Origin of the sequence: Lentzea alba, assembly GCF_011067745.1 — a bacterium.
GTDB classification, from domain to species: Bacteria; Actinomycetota; Actinomycetes; order Mycobacteriales; family Pseudonocardiaceae; genus Lentzea; species Lentzea alba.
This window is the reverse complement of the sequence record NZ_JAAMPJ010000018.1, coordinates 141,633-162,850: the sequence shown is the minus strand read 5'-3', so window position 1 is coordinate 162,850 and position 21,218 is coordinate 141,633. Positions and strand designations below refer to the sequence as shown.

At 69.9% G+C, this 21,218-nt stretch carries 16 protein-coding genes; 8 read left to right on the top strand and 8 right to left on the bottom strand.

Annotated features, from left to right (window positions below):
- Window positions 1-14: 14 nt before the first annotated feature.
- Genes G7043_RS44290 through G7043_RS44280 form a run of 3 tightly spaced genes read right to left on the bottom strand, consistent with a single transcriptional unit; the run spans window position 15 to window position 4,110 of the window.
- Window positions 15-905 carry a decaprenyl-phosphate phosphoribosyltransferase gene (locus G7043_RS44290; RefSeq protein WP_166055138.1) on the bottom strand — a complete coding sequence of 297 codons (891 nt, stop codon included), beginning with the start codon at window positions 903-905 and terminating at the stop codon, window positions 15-17.
- A complete protein-coding gene (locus tag G7043_RS44285; protein ID WP_166055136.1) occupies window positions 902-1,405 on the bottom strand; it encodes a phosphatase PAP2 family protein in 504 nt (167 codons plus the stop codon). Before G7043_RS44285 ends, G7043_RS44290 begins: the two co-directional genes overlap by 4 nt.
- Window positions 1,402-4,110 carry an arabinosyltransferase domain-containing protein gene (locus G7043_RS44280; RefSeq protein WP_166055134.1) on the bottom strand — a complete coding sequence of 903 codons (2,709 nt, stop codon included), beginning with the start codon at window positions 4,108-4,110 and terminating at the stop codon, window positions 1,402-1,404. The genes G7043_RS44285 and G7043_RS44280 overlap by 4 nt, the downstream gene beginning before the upstream one ends.
- Before the next feature lie 225 nt (window positions 4,111-4,335).
- On the opposite strand from G7043_RS44280, the gene G7043_RS44275 reads away from it, so the two are divergent.
- From G7043_RS44275 to G7043_RS44265, 3 genes are read left to right on the top strand one after another with little or no spacing between them, the layout of a single operon-like run.
- Entirely contained in the window at window positions 4,336-5,496 is a 1,161-nt protein-coding gene (locus tag G7043_RS44275; protein ID WP_166055131.1) for a lipopolysaccharide biosynthesis protein, read from the top strand.
- The gene (locus G7043_RS44270; RefSeq protein WP_313888396.1) at window positions 5,469-6,575 is read left to right on the top strand and encodes a glycosyltransferase family 4 protein; all 1,107 of its coding nucleotides are present in this window, start codon (window positions 5,469-5,471) and stop codon (window positions 6,573-6,575) included. The genes G7043_RS44275 and G7043_RS44270 overlap by 28 nt, the downstream gene beginning before the upstream one ends.
- Before the next feature lie 30 nt (window positions 6,576-6,605).
- On the top strand, window positions 6,606-7,193 hold the full coding sequence (locus tag G7043_RS44265) for a histidine phosphatase family protein (protein ID WP_166055129.1): 588 nt from the start codon (window positions 6,606-6,608) through the stop codon (window positions 7,191-7,193).
- A gap of 182 nt (window positions 7,194-7,375) precedes the next feature.
- Here the strand turns inward: G7043_RS44265 and G7043_RS44260 are convergent, their stop codons facing one another.
- From G7043_RS44260 to G7043_RS44240, 5 genes are all read right to left on the bottom strand, one after another.
- Window positions 7,376-8,698 carry a PEP/pyruvate-binding domain-containing protein gene (locus G7043_RS44260; RefSeq protein WP_166055126.1) on the bottom strand — a complete coding sequence of 441 codons (1,323 nt, stop codon included), beginning with the start codon at window positions 8,696-8,698 and terminating at the stop codon, window positions 7,376-7,378.
- Window positions 8,695-9,285 (bottom strand): transcriptional regulator, encoded by a 591-nt coding sequence (locus G7043_RS44255; RefSeq protein WP_166055124.1) that lies wholly within the window; start codon window positions 9,283-9,285, stop codon window positions 8,695-8,697. The genes G7043_RS44260 and G7043_RS44255 overlap by 4 nt, the downstream gene beginning before the upstream one ends.
- Window positions 9,282-10,334 (bottom strand): helix-turn-helix domain-containing protein, encoded by a 1,053-nt coding sequence (locus G7043_RS44250; protein WP_166055122.1) that lies wholly within the window; start codon window positions 10,332-10,334, stop codon window positions 9,282-9,284. The genes G7043_RS44255 and G7043_RS44250 overlap by 4 nt, the downstream gene beginning before the upstream one ends.
- A 50-nt stretch (window positions 10,335-10,384) precedes the next feature.
- On the bottom strand, window positions 10,385-12,283 hold the full coding sequence (locus G7043_RS44245; RefSeq protein WP_166055120.1) for a P-loop ATPase, Sll1717 family: 1,899 nt from the start codon (window positions 12,281-12,283) through the stop codon (window positions 10,385-10,387).
- 80 nt (window positions 12,284-12,363) lie between these two features.
- On the bottom strand, window positions 12,364-14,646 hold the full coding sequence (locus G7043_RS44240; protein ID WP_166055118.1) for an ATP-binding protein: 2,283 nt from the start codon (window positions 14,644-14,646) through the stop codon (window positions 12,364-12,366).
- A 256-nt stretch (window positions 14,647-14,902) separates the two neighbouring features.
- On the opposite strand from G7043_RS44240, the gene G7043_RS44235 reads away from it, so the two are divergent.
- The 5 genes from G7043_RS44235 (at window position 14,903) to G7043_RS44215 (ending at window position 21,209) form a co-directional block, all read left to right on the top strand.
- The gene (locus G7043_RS44235; RefSeq protein ID WP_166055116.1) at window positions 14,903-15,919 is read left to right on the top strand and encodes a LacI family DNA-binding transcriptional regulator; all 1,017 of its coding nucleotides are present in this window, start codon (window positions 14,903-14,905) and stop codon (window positions 15,917-15,919) included.
- Window positions 15,920-16,019: 100 nt separating this feature from the next.
- Window positions 16,020-18,164 carry a glycoside hydrolase family 36 protein gene (locus G7043_RS44230; protein ID WP_207312549.1) on the top strand — a complete coding sequence of 715 codons (2,145 nt, stop codon included), beginning with the start codon at window positions 16,020-16,022 and terminating at the stop codon, window positions 18,162-18,164.
- Entirely contained in the window at window positions 18,161-19,462 is a 1,302-nt protein-coding gene (locus tag G7043_RS44225; protein WP_166055114.1) for an ABC transporter substrate-binding protein, read from the top strand. Before G7043_RS44230 ends, G7043_RS44225 begins: the two co-directional genes overlap by 4 nt.
- Window positions 19,462-20,391: a carbohydrate ABC transporter permease gene (locus G7043_RS44220; protein WP_166055112.1), complete on the top strand. Its 930-nt coding sequence runs from the start codon at window positions 19,462-19,464 to the stop codon at window positions 20,389-20,391. The genes G7043_RS44225 and G7043_RS44220 overlap by 1 nt, the downstream gene beginning before the upstream one ends.
- Window positions 20,388-21,209 carry a carbohydrate ABC transporter permease gene (locus tag G7043_RS44215; RefSeq protein ID WP_166055110.1) on the top strand — a complete coding sequence of 274 codons (822 nt, stop codon included), beginning with the start codon at window positions 20,388-20,390 and terminating at the stop codon, window positions 21,207-21,209. Before G7043_RS44220 ends, G7043_RS44215 begins: the two co-directional genes overlap by 4 nt.
- Window positions 21,210-21,218: the final 9 nt, after the last annotated feature.

Here is a 21,218-nt window from a genome sequence, read left to right as displayed (position 1 = left end):
CGGTCAGAGCCCGGTCAGAGGTAGATGGCCAGCGCGACGGTCACCACCCAGGCGAGGCCCAGCGACTGCAGGACGCGGTCCGAGCGGGCCAGGTCGTCCGGCGCGCCCGCCTTGCCGCTGTCGACGTCGACGGCGTAGCGGAGCACGGCGATGACGAACGGGACCATGGACAGGGCGGCCCACGGACTGCTGGTGCGCTGACCCAGCTCGAACGCCCACAGGCCGTACGTCATGTTCATGACAGCGGCCGAGGTGGCCCAGACGAACCGCAGGTAGGTCTCGGAGTACTTGGTCAACGAGTGGCGGATCGCCGCACCGGTGGCGTGGAAGAGCTTGATCTCCGCATACCGCTTGCCCGCCACGATGAACAGCGATCCGAACGCCGTCACGAGCAGGAACCACTGGCTGGGTGCGATGTGGGCGCCCAGGCCGCCCGCGATGGCGCGCAGCAGGAACCCCGACGCGACCACGCACAGTTCCAGCACGGGCTGGTGCTTCAGGCCGAAGCAGTAGCCCAGCTGCACCGCCAGGTAGACGACCATGAGCACGAGCAGCTTCCAGCCCGCCACCGCGCCGACCGCCAGGGACGCGGCCATCAGCACACCTGCCGTGCCGACGGCGAGCGGCACGGGCACGATGCCCGCCGCGATCGGCCGTTCGCGCTTCTTCGGATGGGCGCGGTCGGCTTCCACGTCCTTGGCGTCGTTGATCAGGTACACCGCCGAGGCCGCGCAGCAGAACGCCACGAACGCCAGCGCCGCCGAACGCAGTACGGCGGCTTCCGTGATCCTGCTCGACGCGAAGGGTGCGGCCAGCACGAGGGCGTTCTTCGTCCACTGGTGCGGCCGGGCAGTCTTGATCAGGCCACGAACCACCGACGGCCGGGTCTGCGTCGCCACGGTCATCGACGCCCCCACACGGCGCGGCGCACACCGCGCGCCACCACGGCACCCAGCACGGCGCCGGCCAGCACGTCGGTCGGGTAGTGCACGCCCAGCACCAGCCTGCTGATCACCATCGGTGGCACCAGGATCGGCACCAGCGGCTGGTTGGTCAGCGCGCCGTAGGCGACCGCGGCCGTGGTGGTCGAGGTCGCGTGTGACGACGGGAAACTCAGCCTGCTCGGGGTGCCCGCCAGCACCTGGACGCCCGCGTGGTGCGGGCGCCTGCGCCGGACCACGCGCTTCACCACGATGGACGCGGCGTGCGCGGCCACCACGGAGGTGGCCGCGACCGTCCATTCCGGACGGCGGCGGCGGTCCACGAACCAGCCCGCCACGCCCAGCGCCACCCAGCCCGCGCTGTGCTCGCCGAAGAACGACAGCAGCCGGGCCGCTCGCACCACCGGTGGTTTCGCGAGCGCCGACTGCACGGCGACCAGCACCTCCGCTTCACGGTCGCTCATCGGACGCCCTCCCAGCCCATGCGGGTCTGCCGGTCGTGGGTGATGGTGTACTGGCCGGTCTCGTGCAGGGGCTTGGTCTGGTACACCTGGATCGGATACGCGCCGGGGAAGTCCTTCAGCCGCGCCGGGAGCGCGGTGACCTCCTGCGAGGAGAGGACGTCGCCGAACAACGCGCCGCGCACGGGTTGCCACGTCGCGTCGCTCAGGCCGAGCCACTGCGTGTCGCCCCACTGCACCGCGTAGGAGATCGGTTCGATCACACCGTCCTGGATGCGCGGCTGGCGCTGGCAGGGGAACAGGAACGCGAACTGCCACGCCACCCCCACGGCCGCCTCACGGGGCAGGAACTCCCGCAGCGGCACGTACTTCTGCGCGGCGGGCGCGGTGAACTCGCCCTGGCCGGTGAGCCGCACCTGCGTCGCGCCCTTCGGAGCCGGCGGCAGCACGAGGGTTCGCCGCAGCGTGCTGGTCACGTTGTCGGTGAGCTCGCCGGTGCTGAGCACCTCCGCGTTCGACGTCGCGTACTCGTAGGTGACCGGCGTGGGTTCCCCGGTCACGACGGTCGCGAGCTGGTCGCTCTGGATCGCGAACCACCTGTCCGGCAACGGGACCAGCGCCCGCGGTGTCGCCACCTCGATCGCGTCCGCCGCGACGCAGCGTTCGGCGAGCGGGTCCTGGACGCTCGCCGCCCACGGCGACCAGGTGTCCAGCGTCCGCACCGTCGCGACCGCGAAACCGCCCACCAGGTAGGTGATGTTGGCCGCGAAGAACATCACGACCACGACCGGGATCGCGATGACCGAGGCGTAGGAACCCTTGCCCCGCCGATGCAGAACGAACGCCACGATCGCGATGAGCAGGAGCCACCAGTACGGCTTGTCGAACTTGAGCACCGACAGGTGCGGCGGAACGCCCGCGGACGGCAGACCGAGATGCCACGAGTACGGCCACATGTTGGCGCCGTGCCCGGCCAGTCCGAGCATCGCTACGACGCTGACCACACCGCCGAGCAGCACCGGAACCGGCACGCGCCGGTCGCTGGTCAGTTCGCGGACCAACGGCACCGAGCCCAGCAACATCAACGCGAGGAACACCGACCCGATCCCGGCGAGACTGCCGAAGTGGTGCGTCCACTTGCTGGGGGTGAACCACAGCAGGAAGAACGCGAACAGCGTCGACCAGCCCGCCAGCGCGAGCCGCGGTGGCACGTCGATCCGGCGCGCCCGCGCGGCCGTGATCAGCACGACGAACCAGACCAGCGCCACGACGCACACGAGCACCGGGGCCCGCTTGGCGTAGTTCGCCATGGCGTCGCCCTGGTTCAGCAGGAACGTCCACCGGGCGAACTCCGTGTACCAGGTCTCGGAGCCGGCCATCTTCTTGAAGATCTCCTGTGCGTACCCGAAATCGCGCAGGCTGCCGTCGCTGAACGCCATGATCACCGCGACCGCACCGGGGGAGAGCACGGCGAGCGTCCTCGCCACGATCGTGCGCCAGCCAGCGTCCTCGCTCAGCAGCTTCCACGCGAACGGCAGACCCGCCAGCAGCGGCGCGAGCGTGGTGAAACCGGTGGGGTGCGCGAAGAACCCGACACCGGCGACGCCCACGGCTGCTCCCAGCAACGCGAGTCGCCGTCGTTCGATCGCGGCGGTCACCGCCAGCAGGGTGAGCATGCCGCACATGGTCACGACACCCTCGGGCCGCACACCCATGTCCAGCGGTAGCCACCAGGCCAGGAACGCCGCTCCCAGCACGACTCCGCTGAACCTGCCCGACACGTACCGGCGGGCGGCGAACCAGGTCACGAGGCCGAACAGCAACGCCGGGATGCGCAGAACCACCGGAGCGAAGCCGAAAGCCTGCCACTTCGCGAGGAAGTAGTAGAACCAGGAGAACGGCGTGAAGCCCTGGTTGAGGATCTGGTAGTAGTTGCCGACGTAACCCTCGAACGGCACGTTCCTGGCCATCGCGCTGTAATAGCCGTCGTCGTCTGACATCGGGGCCAGGAACAACCAGACCAGCATGATCGCGGGCACGATCAGGTCGACCGGGCCCAGCCGCAACCGGAACCGCCCCGGCTCGCGCCGCACCCGGCGATCCAGCAGCACGAGACAGGCGAACGCGGTCGCCGCGGACAGTGCGAGCACCACCATCAGCACGATCTTGAGCGGTGCCGGACTGGTGCTGAACTGGTCGTCCACCCGGATCCGCACGGACAGGTCGGCACCGGCCAGGCTGGTGATCGAGGTCGCCAGCAGGTGCACGTCCGGCATGGTCGCGGATCGGCCGATCTCCGTGCCGTCGCGCAGGACGGCCAACCCGTCGCGGTCGCCGCGGATCTGGTACGCGCAGTCGCCTGGTGGCACCGGGTCGCTCAGCGTGGCAACACCGCTCACCAGCAGACGGCCGTTCTCCGCCCGCACGACGAGACCGCGCGTCGGATCAGACGGGGAGACCGTCGCGAACACCAAGCCACCGCCGGCATGGGCGGCACGCGCGGTCGCGCAGCCGAAGCGCGCGTCCATCTCGAATGGACGGTAGGCGCTGAGCGCGAGCATCGTGGACCGCGGCGCGGAGGCGTTCACCGGCCAGGTGACGGTCGGATCGTTGATCGTCACGGGTGCGAGTGGCATCAGCGCCGACAACAGCACGGTGAGCGCGCCGGACACGACCGCGACAGCCAGCAGCCGTCTCTTCTTCGGCACGGGCGGAGCGGTCCTTGTGGGTGCTTCGGGAGCGAGCGGGATCGTTTCTGTTGTCACGCGCCGATGTCCTAGGGGGGTTCGGATGGGCGAGGCGTCAGAAGCTAGCCACCGCCCGTTACGCGAAGGGCCCGAGCGCGCCGCGCTTTGCTACATCTGCGTTGCCATACCCCGGATTCCCGTTACGGACGGGAAAACCGCCAAATGGCGGCCGATACTGTGCCGCACATGGTCCGTGCACTCGGTTTCGTCGGGGTGTGCGTCGTCCTGTCCGGCCTTCTGGTCAACACCTACCTCGCGGTTGTCGCACGCAACGTCTCACCCGCGGAGTACAGCGACTTCGGCGCGTTCTGGTCGATCGCGCTGCTCGTCGGGTTCGGTGCTTTCCTCCCGGTGGAACAGGAACTGGCGCGCCTCGGCCCTCACGCGCTACGTCCGGCCGCCGTGGTCGCGCTCGCCATGGCCGTCGCCGTGGGCGCGCTGGCGGTGTTCGTGTCGCCTGCCGTGGTGGTGCTGTGCTTCCTGTCCGCGGGGCAGTTCCTGGTGCGCGGCTGGCTGATCGGCAGCGGGAAGCTGGCGTGGCACGGCGGGCTGCTCGTGATCGACACCGCTTTGCGCGTGGCGTTCGCGCTTCTGGCAGGGTGGCTCGGAGCCACGACGAGCGCGCAGTTCGAGTGGACCCTCGTGGCGGCGGTCGCGGTGGCACACCTGCCCGTGCTGGCCGGCATCTGGTGGCAGGGAGACAGTGAGGTGCCCGTGCGCGACATCGCACGGGCGGTGTCGCCGTTGCTGGTCGGATCCATCTGCGCGCAGCTGCTGCTCAACGGTGTCCCGGTCCTGGTGACCGCGATCGCCGCTCCGGACGAACGGGCCCAGGCCGGTGCGTTCCTCGCGGCCTTCCTGCTCGCACGGATCCCGTTGTTCGTCGCGGTTCCGTTGCAGACGGCGCTGCTGCCGGTGATCGGCGGGAAGCCGGCACGCACCGTCCTGACGCGGTTGGCTTCCGTGCTCGCGCTGACCGCTGCCGCCGGCGTCGCGGTGGCGTTCACGTTCGGCCCCTGGCTGGTGCGGCTCGTGTTCGGGCACCTCTACCGCGTGTCCTCTGTGGACCTCGCGCTGATCGCGCTCGGCGTCGTCGCCCACCTCGGGCTGATCGTCACCACGCAGGCACTGGTCGCGGGCGCGCTGCACAGCCGGGTCGCGTGGAGCTGGCTGGCCGGCGTCGCGACGGCGGCGGTGACGTTCGCCGTGATCCCAGATCTGTTGCTGCGCGCGGAGATCGCGTTCCTCGCCGGTTCCCTGGCCGGCTGGCTCGCCGGAGTCCGGCTGCTGCTCATCACCCCACGACAGGAGAGCGAACTGTGCTCGACGACCTCGTCATCGCCCTGACCTACTACACGCCGTACGTGTCGGGCCTGACCAACTTCGCGCGGGACGTCGCGGAGGGGCTCGCCGAGCGCGGAAAACGCGTCCGCGTGATCACGACCCGGCACGACCCGTCGCTGCCGCACGAGGAGACGATCAACGGTGTGCGGGTGAGCCGCGCACCGGTGCTCGCCCGGTTCGGCAAGGGAGTGATCAGCCCGGCGTTCGCCACGATGGTGCGTGAGGCCTCGGCGAACGCTCGCGTGCTCAACCTCCACCTGCCGATGCTGGAGGCGGGCCCGGTGGCGGCGCTGGCGAAGTGCCCGGTCGTCGTGACCTACCACTGCGACGTCAGCCTGCCACCCGGCCTGGTGAACTCGGTGCAGGGCAAGGTGATCGACGCGTCCAGCCGGCTGGCGATGCGCCGCGCGGCCGCCGTCGTGGCGACGAGCGAGGACTACGCGCGGGAGAGCAGGCTGTGGCCGTCGATCCAGCCGCACCTGGCCACCGTGCCGCCGCCTTGCCGCCCGGTGCCCGCGGGCGTGCCGCGGTTCCGCGACGGAGATGGCCTGCACGTGGGCTTCCTCGGCCGGATCGTGGAGGAGAAGGGTGTCGAGCACCTGGTCGACGGCTTTCGAGCACTCGACGACCCGTCCGCGCGCCTGCTGATCGGCGGCGACTTCGGCAACGTCGCGGGGGGCAGCGTCATCGCCCGCGTGCGCGCGCACGTCGACGGAGACCCGCGGATCAAGCTGCTGGGGTTCGTGCCCGACGAGGACCTCGGCGACTTCTACGCCTCCCTCGACGTGTTCGCGCTGCCCTCCGTGAACGCCTTCGAGGCGTTCGGCATCGTGCAGGTCGTCGCCATGCTGGCAGGGGTGCCGGTGCTGGCGAGCGACCTGCCCGGCGTGCGCATTCCCGTGCGGGAGACGGGTTTCGGGCTCATCGTGCCCCCAGGCGACGCGGCCGCCATCACCTCAGGGCTGCGATCACTGCGCGACGAGCCCCCGGTCTCCGACGGCACGGCCGCGGTGAAGTTCAGCGTCCCCGCCGTGCTCGACGCCTTCGAAGCGCTCTTCGAGAAACACGATCGGATGTTGTGAACATCTGGATGACGGCAGTATCCTGATATCATGGCGACTCGGCACCTGTACGTGGTGCGGCACGGCGCGGCGGACCCGTTCGGCGAGCTGACCGAGGCCGGGCGGCGTCAATCGCACCTCCTCGGCGAACGCCTTGCGTGCCTGCCGATCGACGTCATCTGGCACTCGCCCCTGCCACGGGCGGTGCGGTCGGCACAGGTGATGGGCGACCAACTGCCGGGTGTGCCGGTGCGCGAGGCGGTCGAGCTCGTCGACCACGTGCCGTACGTGCCCGAGCACCCGCCTGCCGCGTGGGCGGGGTTCTTCGACGGGTACGACGCTGCGGAAGCCGCGGCCGGCGCGCGCAGTGCCGAGGCGTTGATCAGCAGGTTTGCTCGTCCGGCCGACGTCGAGACGCACGAGGTCCTGGTGACACACGCCTATCCGGTGGCCTGGCTGGTGCGGCACGCGCTCGACGCGCCGCCGGTGCGGTGGCTGGAGCTGAACTGCGGGAACGCGGCGTTGACGGTGATCGAGCACCGCTCCGGCCTGGCGCCGACTTTGGTGCTCTACAACGACATGGGCCACCTTCCACCCGACCTGCGATGGACAGGTTTCGGCGCCACCGTGCGGCCTTAACCCGTGCCCACACCTTCGGGTGAAGCGGCGCCACGACCACCACGCTCCGCAACCCCACCCCGCTTGCCAACGGGCACGCGGGGCGCCTTCGTACTGTCAGAGCGAACGAAAGGTCCCCGCGTGTCGAAAAATGGGGCTGGTGGGGTTGGTGTGAGTGAACGGGTGCGCTTCGAGATTCGGGTTTAGGTGCGGAGGGCCGCGTGGGCGGCGGTTAGGCGTTCGGCTTCGTCTCGGTCGGTGTGGTTGCCGGACACGTCGTCGGCCCACGTGAGTAGCCGGGTCAGGTGAGTGTGTGCGGTCGTGGTGACGGTGGGTTGGCTGCCCAGGGCCACCTCGCCGCTGGTGCCGTCGATGGTGATGACGGTGCCTTCGGCGACGGTGTGTCCGCCGATGTGCAGCGAGCCCTTGTCCACGACGAGGTCGGCGATTCCCACCACAGCGGGCTTTCCCATCGCACGGGCCACCACCGCGGCGTGGCTGGCGGGGCCACCGCGGGCGGTGACGATGCCGGTGGCGGCGGCCAGACCGCGCATGTCGTGCGGCGAGGTTTCCGGGCGCACCAGGACTACCGGGCCGGCGGCGGCCAGGCGTACCGCGCTGTCGGTCGTGGTGGCCACCCGGCCCGTCGTGACGCCCGGGCAGGCGCCCAGTCCTCTGGCCAGGACGTGCTCCGCGGCCATGCGCGGGGTGTGGACGTGCCGGAGGTGCTGCGGTGAAACCCTGAGCAGTGCCGTGTGGCGGTCGATCACGCCTTCGTCGGCCAGGTCGGTGGCGAGGCGGACGGCGGCGGCGCCGGCGAATCTGCCTGGGCGGACCTGCAGCAGCCAGAGTTCGCCTGACTCGTAGGTGAACTCGACGTAGCAAGCGTCGCGGTAATGGGCTTCGATTCGGTGCAAGGCGTCGAGCAAACCGTTCCACACCAACGGTTCTCGGTCGGCGAGGTGCTGCAGGGGTTCGGTCAGTGCCGCGCCGGAGACGACGGCGTCGCCCTGGTGTCCGAAAAGGACTTCGCCAAATGGGGCAGGAGCGCCGGTGTTGGGGTCGCGGCTGAAGGCGACACCGGTGCCGCTGTGCTCGTCGCGGTCGCCGAGGACCATCGCCTGGACGATGACGGCGGTGCCCAGGTCGTGCGGGATGTCGTGCAGCTCGCGATAGGTGCGGGCGCGTGGGGTGTGCCACGACGAGAAGACGCTCGCGACGGCCTGTTCCAGGTCCCGGTCGACGTTCAGCATCGTGTTCATCATGCCGGGCATCGAGACGCCGGCGCCGGACCGAACGGACACCGCGGCGCCGGCGATGTCACGCCGGGCGAGGGCGAGCTCGTCGCTGAGCCCGTCGGGGAAGCGGCCGTCACGCAGGAACGCGCGGCACGCCTCGGTGGTGATCACGAACGCCGGCGGCACCGGCAAACCCAGCCGGTGCAACACCAGCAGGCCGTGTGCCTTGCCGCCCACCACCTCCGCGGGTTCGTCGATCTGGGCGGAGAGCGGCCGGATCCACTTCATCGCGGGATTCCGAGCGTGGCGAGCAGGTCTTCGTGCAGTTCGGCCCACACGGAGTGGTACGACCCGATGTCGTCGGCCACGTAACCCAGTTCGCCCGCGTCGGCGCGTTTCAGGGCTTCGGCGAGACGGATCCGGTAGCGGTCGAAGCGAGGCAGGGCGGCGGACAGCTCGTGGCAGACGACGACGGCGCGCTCGTGGAACTCGGCGAACCGGGCGAGCACGCGGGCGTCGTAGGACCGGTCGCGGTGGTCGTTGGCGATCATGACACCGTCTGCCGAACGCAGCTGCCAGGCCGTGCAGAGGTCGAGCAGTTCCGGGTTGAGCACCAGGAAACCGTCGAACGCCGCGGTGAGAGCGGGACGGGCGCCAGCCGACTCCAGTTCGCCGGTGCTTCGCTCGGCGTCCGCGACCCGGCCGGCGTCCGTGAGGCCCCACCCGCCGAACTCGCCGGGCAGGTGCGTGACGAGACCGGCCACCGCCAGGTCGATCAGCTCCGACTCCACATCGGACTCGGGCATGCCGACCGCACCGGCGATCCGCGGGCAACCCGCGAATCCGATGCAGCGCAAGGTGTGCAGCACGGTCATGCGCTGACCCCGGCATTCGCGGCGTGCGCGGCACCTCGCCCGTGAGCCCGAGCGACGATCACCCCACCCTGAACGCGCACCGCGGCTTCGGTGTCGTCTCCGACATCGGCGAGCCCGAGCGCGGCAGCCACCACGCCGTTGTCGTCGAGCACGATTCGCAGTGACGGCAACGAAAGCACGCGCCGCAGACACCCCGTCAGGTCGGCGATCCGGAGCCGCAGGAGCCGGCCGGTCTCGGCGGCATCACCCACGACGACGACCACCGTCACCTGCTCACCGGTCCGGGCGGACCGGAAGGCTTCCTCGGCCGCACCGAGACGACCGGCTCCCAGCACCGCGATCAGACCGTCGGCGGCGAGGTCGACCCGACCCCCGCCCACCCGATCGACGAGATCCGCGGGCGGATCCCAGGTCTCCCGGCAGGGGCGCGCCGGCTTGACGAACGCCAGGTGCGGCGGCGCCCAGGTGTCCGCGAGATCGAGACCGGCCAGGTGCTGACACGCGAGCGCCACGTCGAAAGGATCACCGGAACCCGGCGCGGTCTCGGCCAGTTGACCGGCGCCGCCCAGCAGGGTGAGCACCAGCGACGCCAGCCGCACCCTCCGCGTCGGCGTCCCGCCTTCCAGCGCGGCTCCGAGCAGCAACGCCTCCAGTGCCGCGACCTGTGCCAGCATCGTGCGCCCGTGGTCGTCGTCGAAAACACCGGCGAGCGAGCGGAGTTGCAGCCGTCCGCCCGACGCCGTCTCGCCGACCAGTGGCAACCGCTCCAGCCACGTCCTGGCGAACGCCCCCAGTGCTTCTTCCAACGACACGGGCGGTGCCGCCGCGCTTGCCGGCGTGCTCTCGACCAGGTCGATCAGCACCGCCAGGTACAGCGCCCGTTTGCTGGGAAAGTTCGAGTACACCGCCCCGCGGGTCAGCTCGGCGCGCTCGGCGATCCGGTCGATCTTCGCCAGGGCGTAGCCGTGCTCAGTGAACTCTTCCTTCGCCGCTGCCAGCACGGACGCACGCGTGCGCTCCTGCTGCTGCACCCTGGTTAGCCTCACCATGGCCGCAAGGATACTCACATCATTCAGATGTTCTCAACATTTGATTCGGACTAGGGTTTCTTCTTGCGTTGCCACCAGCGCCGGAACACCGGGTCGGTGTTGCTGAAACTGCCGTAGACGATGTCGCCGCGGATGGTGTTGGCCTGTACCACCCGGCCGACCACGCTGCCGGTGAAGTTGTTGGTCACCGTGGGATTGACCGGTCGCGTGGCACCGAGCGCGGGCCGGAAGCACGGGTGCACGCAGAACTCCGACTCGTAGGGCAGCACCGGCGTTTCAGTCGTCCCCCAGTACACGTACCTGTCCTCGCGGCTGACACCGAGAAACCCGACCGAGAACAGCAGTTCGATGATCACGTCCGGGTCGAAGAACGGCGCGTAGTCCTCGTACCGGCTCTGCAGAGCTTCTTGGAACGGCTGGAACAACTCGGCGATGGAGGTCCGCGTCTGTTCGTGCCCCGCGTCCCGGAACACGGTGAGCAGCGCGCCGAGGAACGGGTACCGGACGCTGTACTCCTTCGCGAGATCGAGCAGTTTCCACCGGGAGAACACCAGCGTGGCGTCCAAGACGTCGCGCTCGGAGATCCGCCGGTGGCCGTTGCTCACCGCGGTGTCGCGACACTGGTTGAGGAACTGGATCGCGTCGCGCGGACGCGGGAGAGTGCGCGCGAACAGGTAGTCGGCGGTGGGCTGACCCGCCACCGTTTCGGGAAAGACCTCACCCCACAACTCGTGCGGCAGCAGCCGGCGCCCGAGCGACACCCCGGCGCGCACCAATGCCAAGTCGTGCAACAAACCCACGGTCCAGCTGAGGCGGATCTCGTCGCTGTGGAACTTGTCCGCGTCGCTGAAGTCCAGCGTGTCGTAGATGTCCGAGCGCAAGAAGAAGACACACCGCAACGCACCACCGTAGGTGAGCGCCGCGTGCTTTCCCGCCAGCAGCAACCCGATGACGAGCGCTTCGGTGTCCGGCTCGTCCGACCACACCTGTTCGAGCTGGTCGACCATGACCAGCAACGGCCCGTGGTCGCCCGCGCAACCGAGGTCGTGGAAGGCCTTCCGCACCCCGGCTTCCACGACGTCGAGCTGCCGGGACGCGCTGACACCGTCAGGGGCGCCGTTCCTCTCGACCGCCACCGCGACCCCGAAGGCCTCCAGCGAGAACGACGACATCAACCCGCGCCCGGCCCGGACGACGCGGTGGTAGAGGCTTTCCTCGCTGAGCTCGCCGTTGTCCCGCAGGAACCGCTCCAGCGTCCCCACCGACGACGGAGTCCGCCGGTGCGCGTCGCCGGAGGCGTGCCGCACCAGGTACCTGGCGGTCTGCACCGCGAAGACGTAGCGCCACAACAACGCCTTCGCCGACGCCGTGGTGAGCCCGTCCAGCACGAAACGGCGCAGCTCGTCGCCGGCGGCGTCGTCCGGCGTGATGACCACCGCGGTGCCGCCGTCGTTCTCCGCCAGGTGCATGCAGATCGCGCTCTTGCCGGAGCCCTTGCGTCCGATGATCAGCGTCTTGCGTCCGGACACCACCTCGGAGTAGGCCGTGGTGCGCAGAAAACCCTGCCGCAGCAACCCGTCCGCCATGTCGTGCTCGGCGTCGTCGCGACCGAAGAACAACCGCTGCACGACGTCGACGTCATCATCGACCACGGCAACGTCGTGAGCGCCGATGTACACAGGCGCGACAAACGCGTCGTCCCCGAGCGCGGCCCGCAACGCACGACCGAAGGCCGGATTCCTCTCGGCTTCGTCCTCCAACGCGAGCTGAGCACGCAGGCGCGTTCGCTCGGTCACCGCGTTGTCCTCCGCCTCGGCGAGCAGCTGCCGCATCGCGGTGTCGTCGGCCAACGCCGTCGCGACGAGTTCGGCGATCTTGGTGGCAGGTTCCTCCTGGCCACGTGATCGCCCCGCCGCCCACGTCTCCAGCAGGTGCACGGCGTCACGCATGTCAGTCACCTCGATCAACGAGTCGGATGTGACCACTCAACCTGGATCACCCGGCTGTTCGCGCACGGTCGAGCGCAAGTTCACCTGACTGGCGGCAGGCCGAGGCCTTCGAAGAGGACGAGCGCGCGCCGGTGATGCCGGCGTGCGTGCTCGGAGTCGTCGAGCTCCACCAGGACCTCGCTCAACCCGAGGTGTGCGCGGGCCTGCTCGTAGGCGTCACCGATCCGCGTCGCCAGCAGGAGCGCGAGGTCGTGATGGGCGAAGGCGTTCTCGGTGTCACCGGCGGCCAGTGCGGCGGCCGCGAAGCTGTTCAGGATCTCGACGTGCAGGAGCGTGTCGCGAATGGCCTCGGCCAGGCCCAGGGCTCGGCCGAGAGTGGCGAGCGCGTCGTGGAGTCTGCCGGTTTTCTGTTGCAGGACACCGAGATTGCGCAGGGTGCGGGCTTCGATGGTGCGGTCGCTGTTGTCGTGGGCGAGGTCCAGCGCGCGGTCGAGGTGGTGCTGGGCGTCGGTGACGCGGCCGAGTTCGGTGCAGACGGCGCCGAGGTGGCACTGGACGCGTGCCTCGATCGTGCGGTTGCCACTGGTTTCGGCGCTGCGCAACGCCGCTTCGAGGTGGTCGGCCGCTTCCTCGTACCGGCGCAGGCGTTCGTAGACGTTGCCGAGGTGATAACCGTTGCGCGCCAGCATCGTGTGGTCGGCGCGGTCCGCGGCGATCGACAGAGCGAGGTTCAGGCTCTCCAGTGCGCTGTCGTAGTCGCCGACGAGGCGGTACACGACACCGAGGTTGCACAGCGCGCTCGCCTCGACACCGCGGCGACCGGCGGCACGGGCGAGTTCCAGCGACCGGTGCAGGTGGTGCAGGGCGTCGTCGTAGCGGCGCAGCTGCCAGTAGACGGTGCCGAGGTTGTTCTCGGCGCTCGCTTCCAGGGCGGGGTCGTCGAGCTGCCGGACGGCCTTGAGCGCGTGGACGTTCAGGGCGAGCGTGTCGTCGTGGTACGCCCGGTTGTCGAGAAAACGCCACAGGACCTGCGACATGAGGACGGCGTGGCCGGGGAGCCGTCCCCGCGCCGCCTGCTTGGCGACGGCCATCAGCGTCGGGCGTTCGACCTCGAGCCACGCCTCGGCCGCCGCCCGGTCGGTGAGCGGTGCGACGACGCCGGTGGCCTCGATGCGCGGCCGGCGGGCGCGTTCCTCCGGCACGATCAGGTCCATCGCGCGGGCGGCCGACTGCAGGTAGAAGTCGAACAACGCGGTGAGCGGGTCGTCGCCGTTCTGCCGCGCCAGTTCGGCCGCGTACACCCGCAACAGGTCGTGCATGCCGAACCTGCCGCGTTCGGTCTCGTGCACCAGGTGGGCCTGCAGCAACCGGTCCATGGTCCGTCGCGTCGTGCGCAGGTCGTCACCCGTCAGCGCGACCGCGGCGTGGAGGTCGAGATCGCGGCCCGGATGGCGGCCGAGCCGGCGGAACGCCTTGGCCACGTGCGGGTCGAGATGCTGGTAGGACCACGAGAAGACGGCCCGCACGGCGGTCTTGGGATCGCCGCCCGCGTCCAGCACGTCGAGGCTGTCGTCGGCCAGCTCGGCCCGCAGCTCGGCCACCGGCGTCCGCGGCCGGGAGACCACGAGCTCCGCCGCGATGCGCAACGCCAACGGCAGCCGGGCACACCGATCCGCCAGCGCTGTCAGTTCCTCGTCGTCGACCTGCGCCCCGATCAGCGACCGCAGGAGATCGGTGGCCTCGGCAACGGTGAGCACGTCGAGGTCCAGCACGCGAGCGCCGTCGCGCGCCACCAGACCGGACAACGTGGCGCGGCTGGTCACGACGACCGCGCAGGACGAGCTGCCGGGCAACAGCGGCCGCACCTGTTCCGGAGCCCGCGCGTTGTCGAGCACCACCAGGACGCGGCGGCCGTCCACCAGACTGCGAAACCGCGCCGCACGTTCGGACACGTCGAACGGAATGTCCGCGCCGCTCACCCCGAGCGCCCGCAGAAACGCCTCGAGCGCCTCCGCGGGCTCGACCGGGGCGTCCGGACCGTAGCCGCGCAGGTCCACGTACAGCTGACCGTCGGGGAACCGGTGGCGGGCCCGATGCGCCCACTGCACCACCAGCGCGGTCTTGCCGACGCCCGCGGTACCCGCCACCACCGTCAGCGCCATCGCCGGCGAGTCGAGCAACGCGTCGAGCCGCGCCAGCTGCTCGGTGCGACCGGCGAACCCGAACACCTCGGCCGGGAGCTCACGCGGCGCGGGCAGCACGGCGGCGCGCTGGATGCTGACGCCGCCGGTGATCGTGTGCGCCTGGATGACGAGGTCGGAGGTTCCGGACACCTGGTTGCTCACCTCAGGCCGGTCGGACACCCGTCACCCCCTGGCGAAGCAGCTCGCACTCAGGGTAGCGGCGTTGTCCGCCGATCACGCCCCGGCGAGTCGAAGATCCGCAGAGAGCACCGCCCTCGGCAGCAGCTGTACTCGTCATCGCCCGCGCGCGTCCCGGACCACTCGGTGCTCCGTGACGCGCGTCTGTCCAAGATGGACACTCTGCTGACACCTCCCGGGACACGCCCCAAAGGCACCCGGCTTTGACGCCGCGACCGGCAGCGATAACGATGTCGGCGTGACACGACGATCTTTCGCCACGCCGAGCATCCGGGATGTCGCGGCCGCCGCCGGCGTCTCGTACCAGACCGTGTCACGGGTGCTGAACGACTCGCCGCGGGTGAACGCCGACACCCGCCGGCACGTGCTCGAGGTCATCGAACAGCTGGGGTACCGCCCGAACCGCGCGGCGCGCGCGCTCGGCTCCGGGCTGTCGAACACGGTGACGGTGGTGGTCGCCAACACCACGTTGTACGGCTATGCCGCGACGTTGCAGGGCATCGAGGAGGCCGCGCGGTCGGCGGGGTTCGCCGTCGGGGTCCGGGTGGTGGAGTCGGACGGGGCGGTCGACGTCCAGCACGCGGTCGAGCACGTCAGCGATCCCAACGCGGGTGGTGTGGTGGTGATCGCGTTCGACACCGCCGGTGCCGAGGTGCTGCGGGCGTTGCCCGCGAAGGTTCCCGCGGTGGCCGCCACGGAGGCCGGTGGGCTCGCGGGGGTCGAGCGGTCGATGGTCTTCCTGGACGAACGGCAGGCCGCCGTCGACGCGACCAGGCACCTGCTGGAGTTGGGGCATCGCACGGTGCACCACGTGGCGATCCCGTCGGAGAGCGGCACGAGCGCCCGGCAGTCGGGGTGGCGAGCCGCGCTCGAGGCGGCGGACGTGCGTGTGCCCGAGGTGCTGACGGCCGGGTGGGACGTGCGCTCGGCCTATCTTGCCGGTGTACGGCTGGCGGCCGATCCGGACGTGACGGCGGTGTTGTGCGGCAACGACGACACGGCGCTGGCGGTGCGCCGGGCGCTCTACGAGGCGGGCCGGGACGTGCCGGGCGACGTCAGCATCGTCGGCTTCGACGACGTGCCCGGTGCGGCCTACTGGACGCCGGCGCTCACGACCGTGCGGATGGACTTCGTGGCGCTCGGGCGGGCTTGCCTGGCCGCGATCGCCGCCGAGGTGGCAGGCGAACCCCGGCAGGTGGTGGCACTCGCGCCGCCGTCGCTCGTGGTCCGCGAGTCCACCGCGCCGCCGCGGTAACAACTGCGTAACGCACTCTTTTCCTGCGCTGTGTTAGCGCTCACACTGTGGCGACGATGTGACCGGTCACACCGCATGGACCAGCAGGAATGAGGCAACATTGATCTCCATCGAGTCCGCGACCGGAGTGGTCTGGGGGCATTCGGCGCTGGAACTCGTGGTGGACGTGGCGGCGGACGGCTCGGTCGTCGTCCGTTCCCTCACGGCCGGTGGTGGTCCAGTCGAACACCCTCGGGTCGCGCAGCCGCTGGTCGAGGTGCTGGTGGTGGGGGAGGGCAGGGCGCGGGTGTCGCACCGCTTCTCCGAGACCGCCGTCGGCCGGCGCCTGGTCTACGCGGGCTCCGTCCGCCGCACCGACGGCAAGTGGAGTGAGCTGCACGTCGACCAGCGGGACGAGCGGACCGGCCTGGCCGCGCGGACCACGTTCCGGTCGGTCGACGGGGTCGCCGCCTGCCAGATCACCACCACGGTGACCAACCACGGCCAGGAGTCGTTGACCCTGCAGGGTGTGACCTCGTTCGCCGCGAGCTTCGGCGGGGCGCGGGTCGAGGACCTCGACGTGCTGCGCGGGGACAGCGAATGGCTCGGCGAGGGCCGGTGGTCCCGCCGGCCGCTGCGCGCGGACGCGGTGCCCGACCTCAACCTCGGGCTGCACGGCCAGGACGGCCGTGGCAGTCTCGCCGTGATCAGCACCGGCACGTGGTCGACGGGCACGGTCCTGCCGACCGGTGGCCTGGCCGACCGGCGGACCGGGCAGACGTGGTTGTGGCAGGTCGAGCACAACGGCGCCTGGCGGTGGGAGGTGGCCGAACGGATGGACGGCGCCTACGTCGCGTTGCTCGGGCCGACCGACATCGACCACCAGTGGCAGCACCGCCTGCTGCCCGGCGAGTCGTTCACCTCCGTGCCGGTGTCGGTGGCGGTGTCGCAGTCCGGTGTGGACGGTGCGGTCGCCGCGCTCACCCGGCACCGTCGCGAGATCGTGCGCCCGCACCACGACCGGACCGCGTTGCCGGTGGTGTTCAACGACTACATGAACACGCTCATGGGTGATCCCACCACGGCGAAGCTGCTGCCGTTGATCGACGCGGCCGCGGCCGCCGGTGCGGAGATCTTCTGCATCGACGCGGGCTGGTACGACAACGGCTCCAGCTGGTGGGACAGCGTCGGTGAGTGGCAGCCGTCGCGGACCCGGTTCCCCGGCGGGATCCAGGAAGTCATCGCGCACATCCGCGATCGCGGCATGGTGCCCGGCCTCTGGCTGGAGCCGGAGGTGATCGGCGTGCGCAGCCCGCTGGCCGACCGGCTGCCACCGGCGGCGTTCCTGCAACGCGGTGGCGTCCGGGTCGTCGAGCACGGCCGCTACCACCTGGACCTGCGCCACCCGCGGGCCGTCGCGCACCTGGACGAGGTGGTCGACCGGCTGGTGGGCGAGCTGGGCGTGGGGTACTTCAAGCTGGACTACAACATCGACGCCGGCGCCGGCACGGACGTGGCTGCCGACAGCGCGGGCGCGGGCCTGCTCGCCTGCAACCGCGCGCACCTCGCGTGGCTCGACGGTGTGCTGGACCGGCATCCCGGCCTGATCCTGGAGAACTGCGCGTCGGGTGCCATGCGGATGGACTACGCGATGCTGGCCCGCACGCAGCTGCAGTCCACCAGCGACCAGCAGGACCACCTGCTCTACCCGCCGATCGCGGTGGCCGCGCCGATGTCGTTGCTGCCGGAACAGTCGGCGAGCTGGGCCTACCCGCAGCCGGACATGTCCGACGAGGACATCGCCTTCACGATGTGCACCGGGATGCTCGGACGCCTGTACCTGTCCGGCCACCTCAACCTCATGACGGCCGCCCAGTTCGAGTCCGTGCGGGCCGCGGTGCGCGTGCACCAGGAGATCCGGACCGACCTCGCCACCGCGGTTCCGGTGTGGCCACTGGGTTTTCCCTCGTGGAGCGACCGGTGGCTGAGTCTCGCCCTGACCTCCGGTGACATCACCTACCTGGCGGTGTGGCAGCGCGACGCCGACCAGCCGGGCGTGACGTTGTCGTTGCCGCACCTGCGTGGCGGCGACGTCGACCTGGAAGTGCTCTACCCGTGTCATCTTCCCGAATGGACGTCCGGCTGGAACGGACCAGCGGGAGAGCTGACCCTGACTGCCGAACGGCTCCCGGCCTCGGCGCGCCTGTTCCGGATCACCCCTCGCACGTCCCCGATTCCCTCACCCACCGAAGGATCCGCCCGATGAAGAGTTGGATCAGCCTCGCCGCCGCTCTCCTGCTAGGACTCACGGCGTGCAGTGACCCCGGTGCGAACACCAGCACCGGTGACGCGGTCTCCTGGGCCGACCCCACCGCGTCCCTCAGCGGTGTCAAGCTGACGATCTGGGCGGCGCAGAACAGCAACACCGTGCCGGAACAGGTGGTGGCGTCGTTCGAGAAGGCGACCGGTGCCGACGTCGACGTCGTGACCATCCCGGACCCGTACGAACAGGGCGTGCAGACCAAGGTGGCCACCGGTGACAAGCCGGACCTCGCGTTCTGGCAGCCCACCGCGTCGATGCTCACGGCGATCAACGCCAAGTCGAACCTCCAGCCGCTCACCGATGCTCCGTGGCTGTCGAAGCTCGCGCCGGAACTGAAGGACATCACCGGCATCCTCGACGGCACCCGGTACGCGGCACTGGTCACCAGCCCGGCCGTCGAGGGGGTCTACTACAACAAGGAGGTCTTCGCGGCCAACGGGATCACCGCGCTGCCGAAGAACTTCGACGAGATGGTCACGGCGGCCAGGTCGCTCAAGGCCAAGGGCGTCACGCCGTTCTTCGAGATGGCGGGTGACCGCTGGGCGACCCAGTGGTGGGTGCAGGTCCAGCTCGCCGACGCCGCCAAGAACGGGCTCTGGGAGAAGATCAACACCGGCAAGGAGACCTTCACCAGCCCGGTCGTGCTCGACACGATCAAGAAGTACAAGGGCCTGATCGACGAGGGACTGTTCAACTCCGACATCAAGACCGCCAAGTTCGAGGACCAGGGCGCCGCGCTGCTCGACGGCAAGGCCGCGATGGCCGTGCAGGTCAACTCGTTCTTCGGGCAGCTGCAGGCGAAGTCCGACACCGCGACGCTGGACAAGAAGATCGGGTTCTTCCCGATCTCGCCGTCGGGCAACATCGGTACGTTCATCCCGGACCAGTCCAACGCGCTGGTCGCGTTCCGCACCGGTGACGCCAAGCGCGAGGCCGCCGCGAGGCAGCTGCTGGCGTACTGGATGGGCCCCGGCTACCAGGAGTTCGTCAACGCCCGCAAGACCGTATCGTTGCAGCCCGCGGTCGCCAACCCGGCGGGCGTGCCCAAGGCCCTGCTCGACGTGCACGCGTCGCTGGGCACCGCGGTCGGCTCCATGCAGGCGCTCGCGGTCGCGAACCCGGACCTGTACATCAACCTCGCCGACATGATCGTCGGGACGATGACGCCGGAGCAGGTCGCGAAGGCGACCCAGGACCAGTTCGCCCAGCTGGCCAAGGCGGCCGGGGCGCCGGGGTTCTGATGCCCGTCACCTCCGCAGCAGTGCGGGAGCGGTCGCCGGTGCGGCCGCTCCCCGCGCCGGACACGCCGCGTCGCAACACCGTCAAACGGCAGACGCACCCGATGTGGTTCCTGGCGCCGGCCTTCGCCATCCTGCTCGTCTTCTTCTTCCTGCCGACGCTGTTCAACTTCGTCTACGCGTTCACCGACTGGTCCGGCTTCAAGAGCTCGATCAACCCGACGGGTTTCGACAACTTCACCCAGCTCGCGTCGGACGGCACGCTGCTGCGCGCGGTGCGGATCACGCTCGTCTACGCGGTGCTGGTGGCGTTGTTCCAGAACCTCTTCGGTTTCGGGCTGGCGGTCCTGCTCGAACGCGACAACACGCTCAACCGAGTGGCGCGGATCTTCTTCCTGGTGCCCGTGCTGATGTCCGCGCTCGCGGTCGGCTACATCTTCCAGGCGTTGCTGAAACCGCAGGGCAGTCTGAACCACCTGCTCGGCATCGACTACGCGTGGCTCGGTGACACGACCTGGACGATCGTCGTGGTCGCGGTGATCCACGCGTGGAAGTGGATGGGGCTGTCGATGCTCATCTACCTGGCGGGCCTCAAAACGATTCCCGAGGACCTGATCGAGGCGGCGCGCATCGACGGCGCGTCCCGCGCCAGGGCGTTCTGGTCGATCAGGTTCCCGCTGCTGGCGCCCGCGGTCACGTTCAACGTGGCCACCGCGTTGCTGGGGTCGATGAACGGGTTCGACATCGTCCAGGCCACCACCGGCGGCGGACCCGCGCGCACCACCGAGATCCTCAACATCTTCATCTACCGCACGTTCGGGCAGGGCCTGTTCGCCCAGGCCACCGCGATGAGCCTGGTGCTGTTCCTGCTCGTCGCGCTGCTGGCGTTCCCGGTGATCCGGACGCTGCGCAGGCGGGAGGCGGTGCTGTGAGCCGGTTCTGGACCAGGGCGCAGCCCGTCGCGGCGATCGCGCTCGTGCTGAGCGTGATCGGGATCCCGCTGTGGCTCGTGGTGGTGACCGCGGCCAAGTCGCAGGGCGAGGCTCTCAACCCGGATCTCTCGTTGCCGCAACACTGGCAGCTGCTCGAGAACCTCCGGCAGGTGTGGGTCGACGGCGAGGTGCCCGCCGCGTTCTTCGGCAGCCTGCTGGTCGTCGTGCCCACGGTCGCGTTGCTGCTGACCTTCGGGTCGATGGCGGCGTGGGTGCTGGCCCGTCGCGCGACCCGGTTGAACGCCGTGCTGTACGCGTTGGGCATCAGCGGGATCGTGCTGCCACCGGCCGTCGTCACGGTGGTGTTGTTGTTGCGCCAGCTCGGGCTCGCGGGCAGCGCGATCGGCATGATCGGTGTCTACACGGGCATCTACCTGTCCACCGTGATCTTCTTCGTCACCGGCTTCGTGCGGACCATCCCGCCGGCGCTGGAGGAGGCCGCGCAGATCGACGGCGCCGGCCCGTTCATGGTGTTCTGGCGGATCGTGCTGCCGCTGCTGCGACCGGTGCTCGCCACCGCCACGATCCTGATCTGCCTGTACGTGTGGAACGACGTGTTCTACGCGTTCTTCGTCGTCGGCGGCCGGCTCGACACCCTGCCGCTGAACCTGTTCCGCGTGGCGAGTGCCGGGCTGTACCTGAACAACTGGCACCTGATCTTCGCCTACGTCCTGTTGATGAGCCTGCCACTCGTGGTCGTGCTCGCCGTCGCCCAGCGAAAGATCATCTCGGGCATCACCGGTGGTGCCGTCAAGTGATCCGAAATG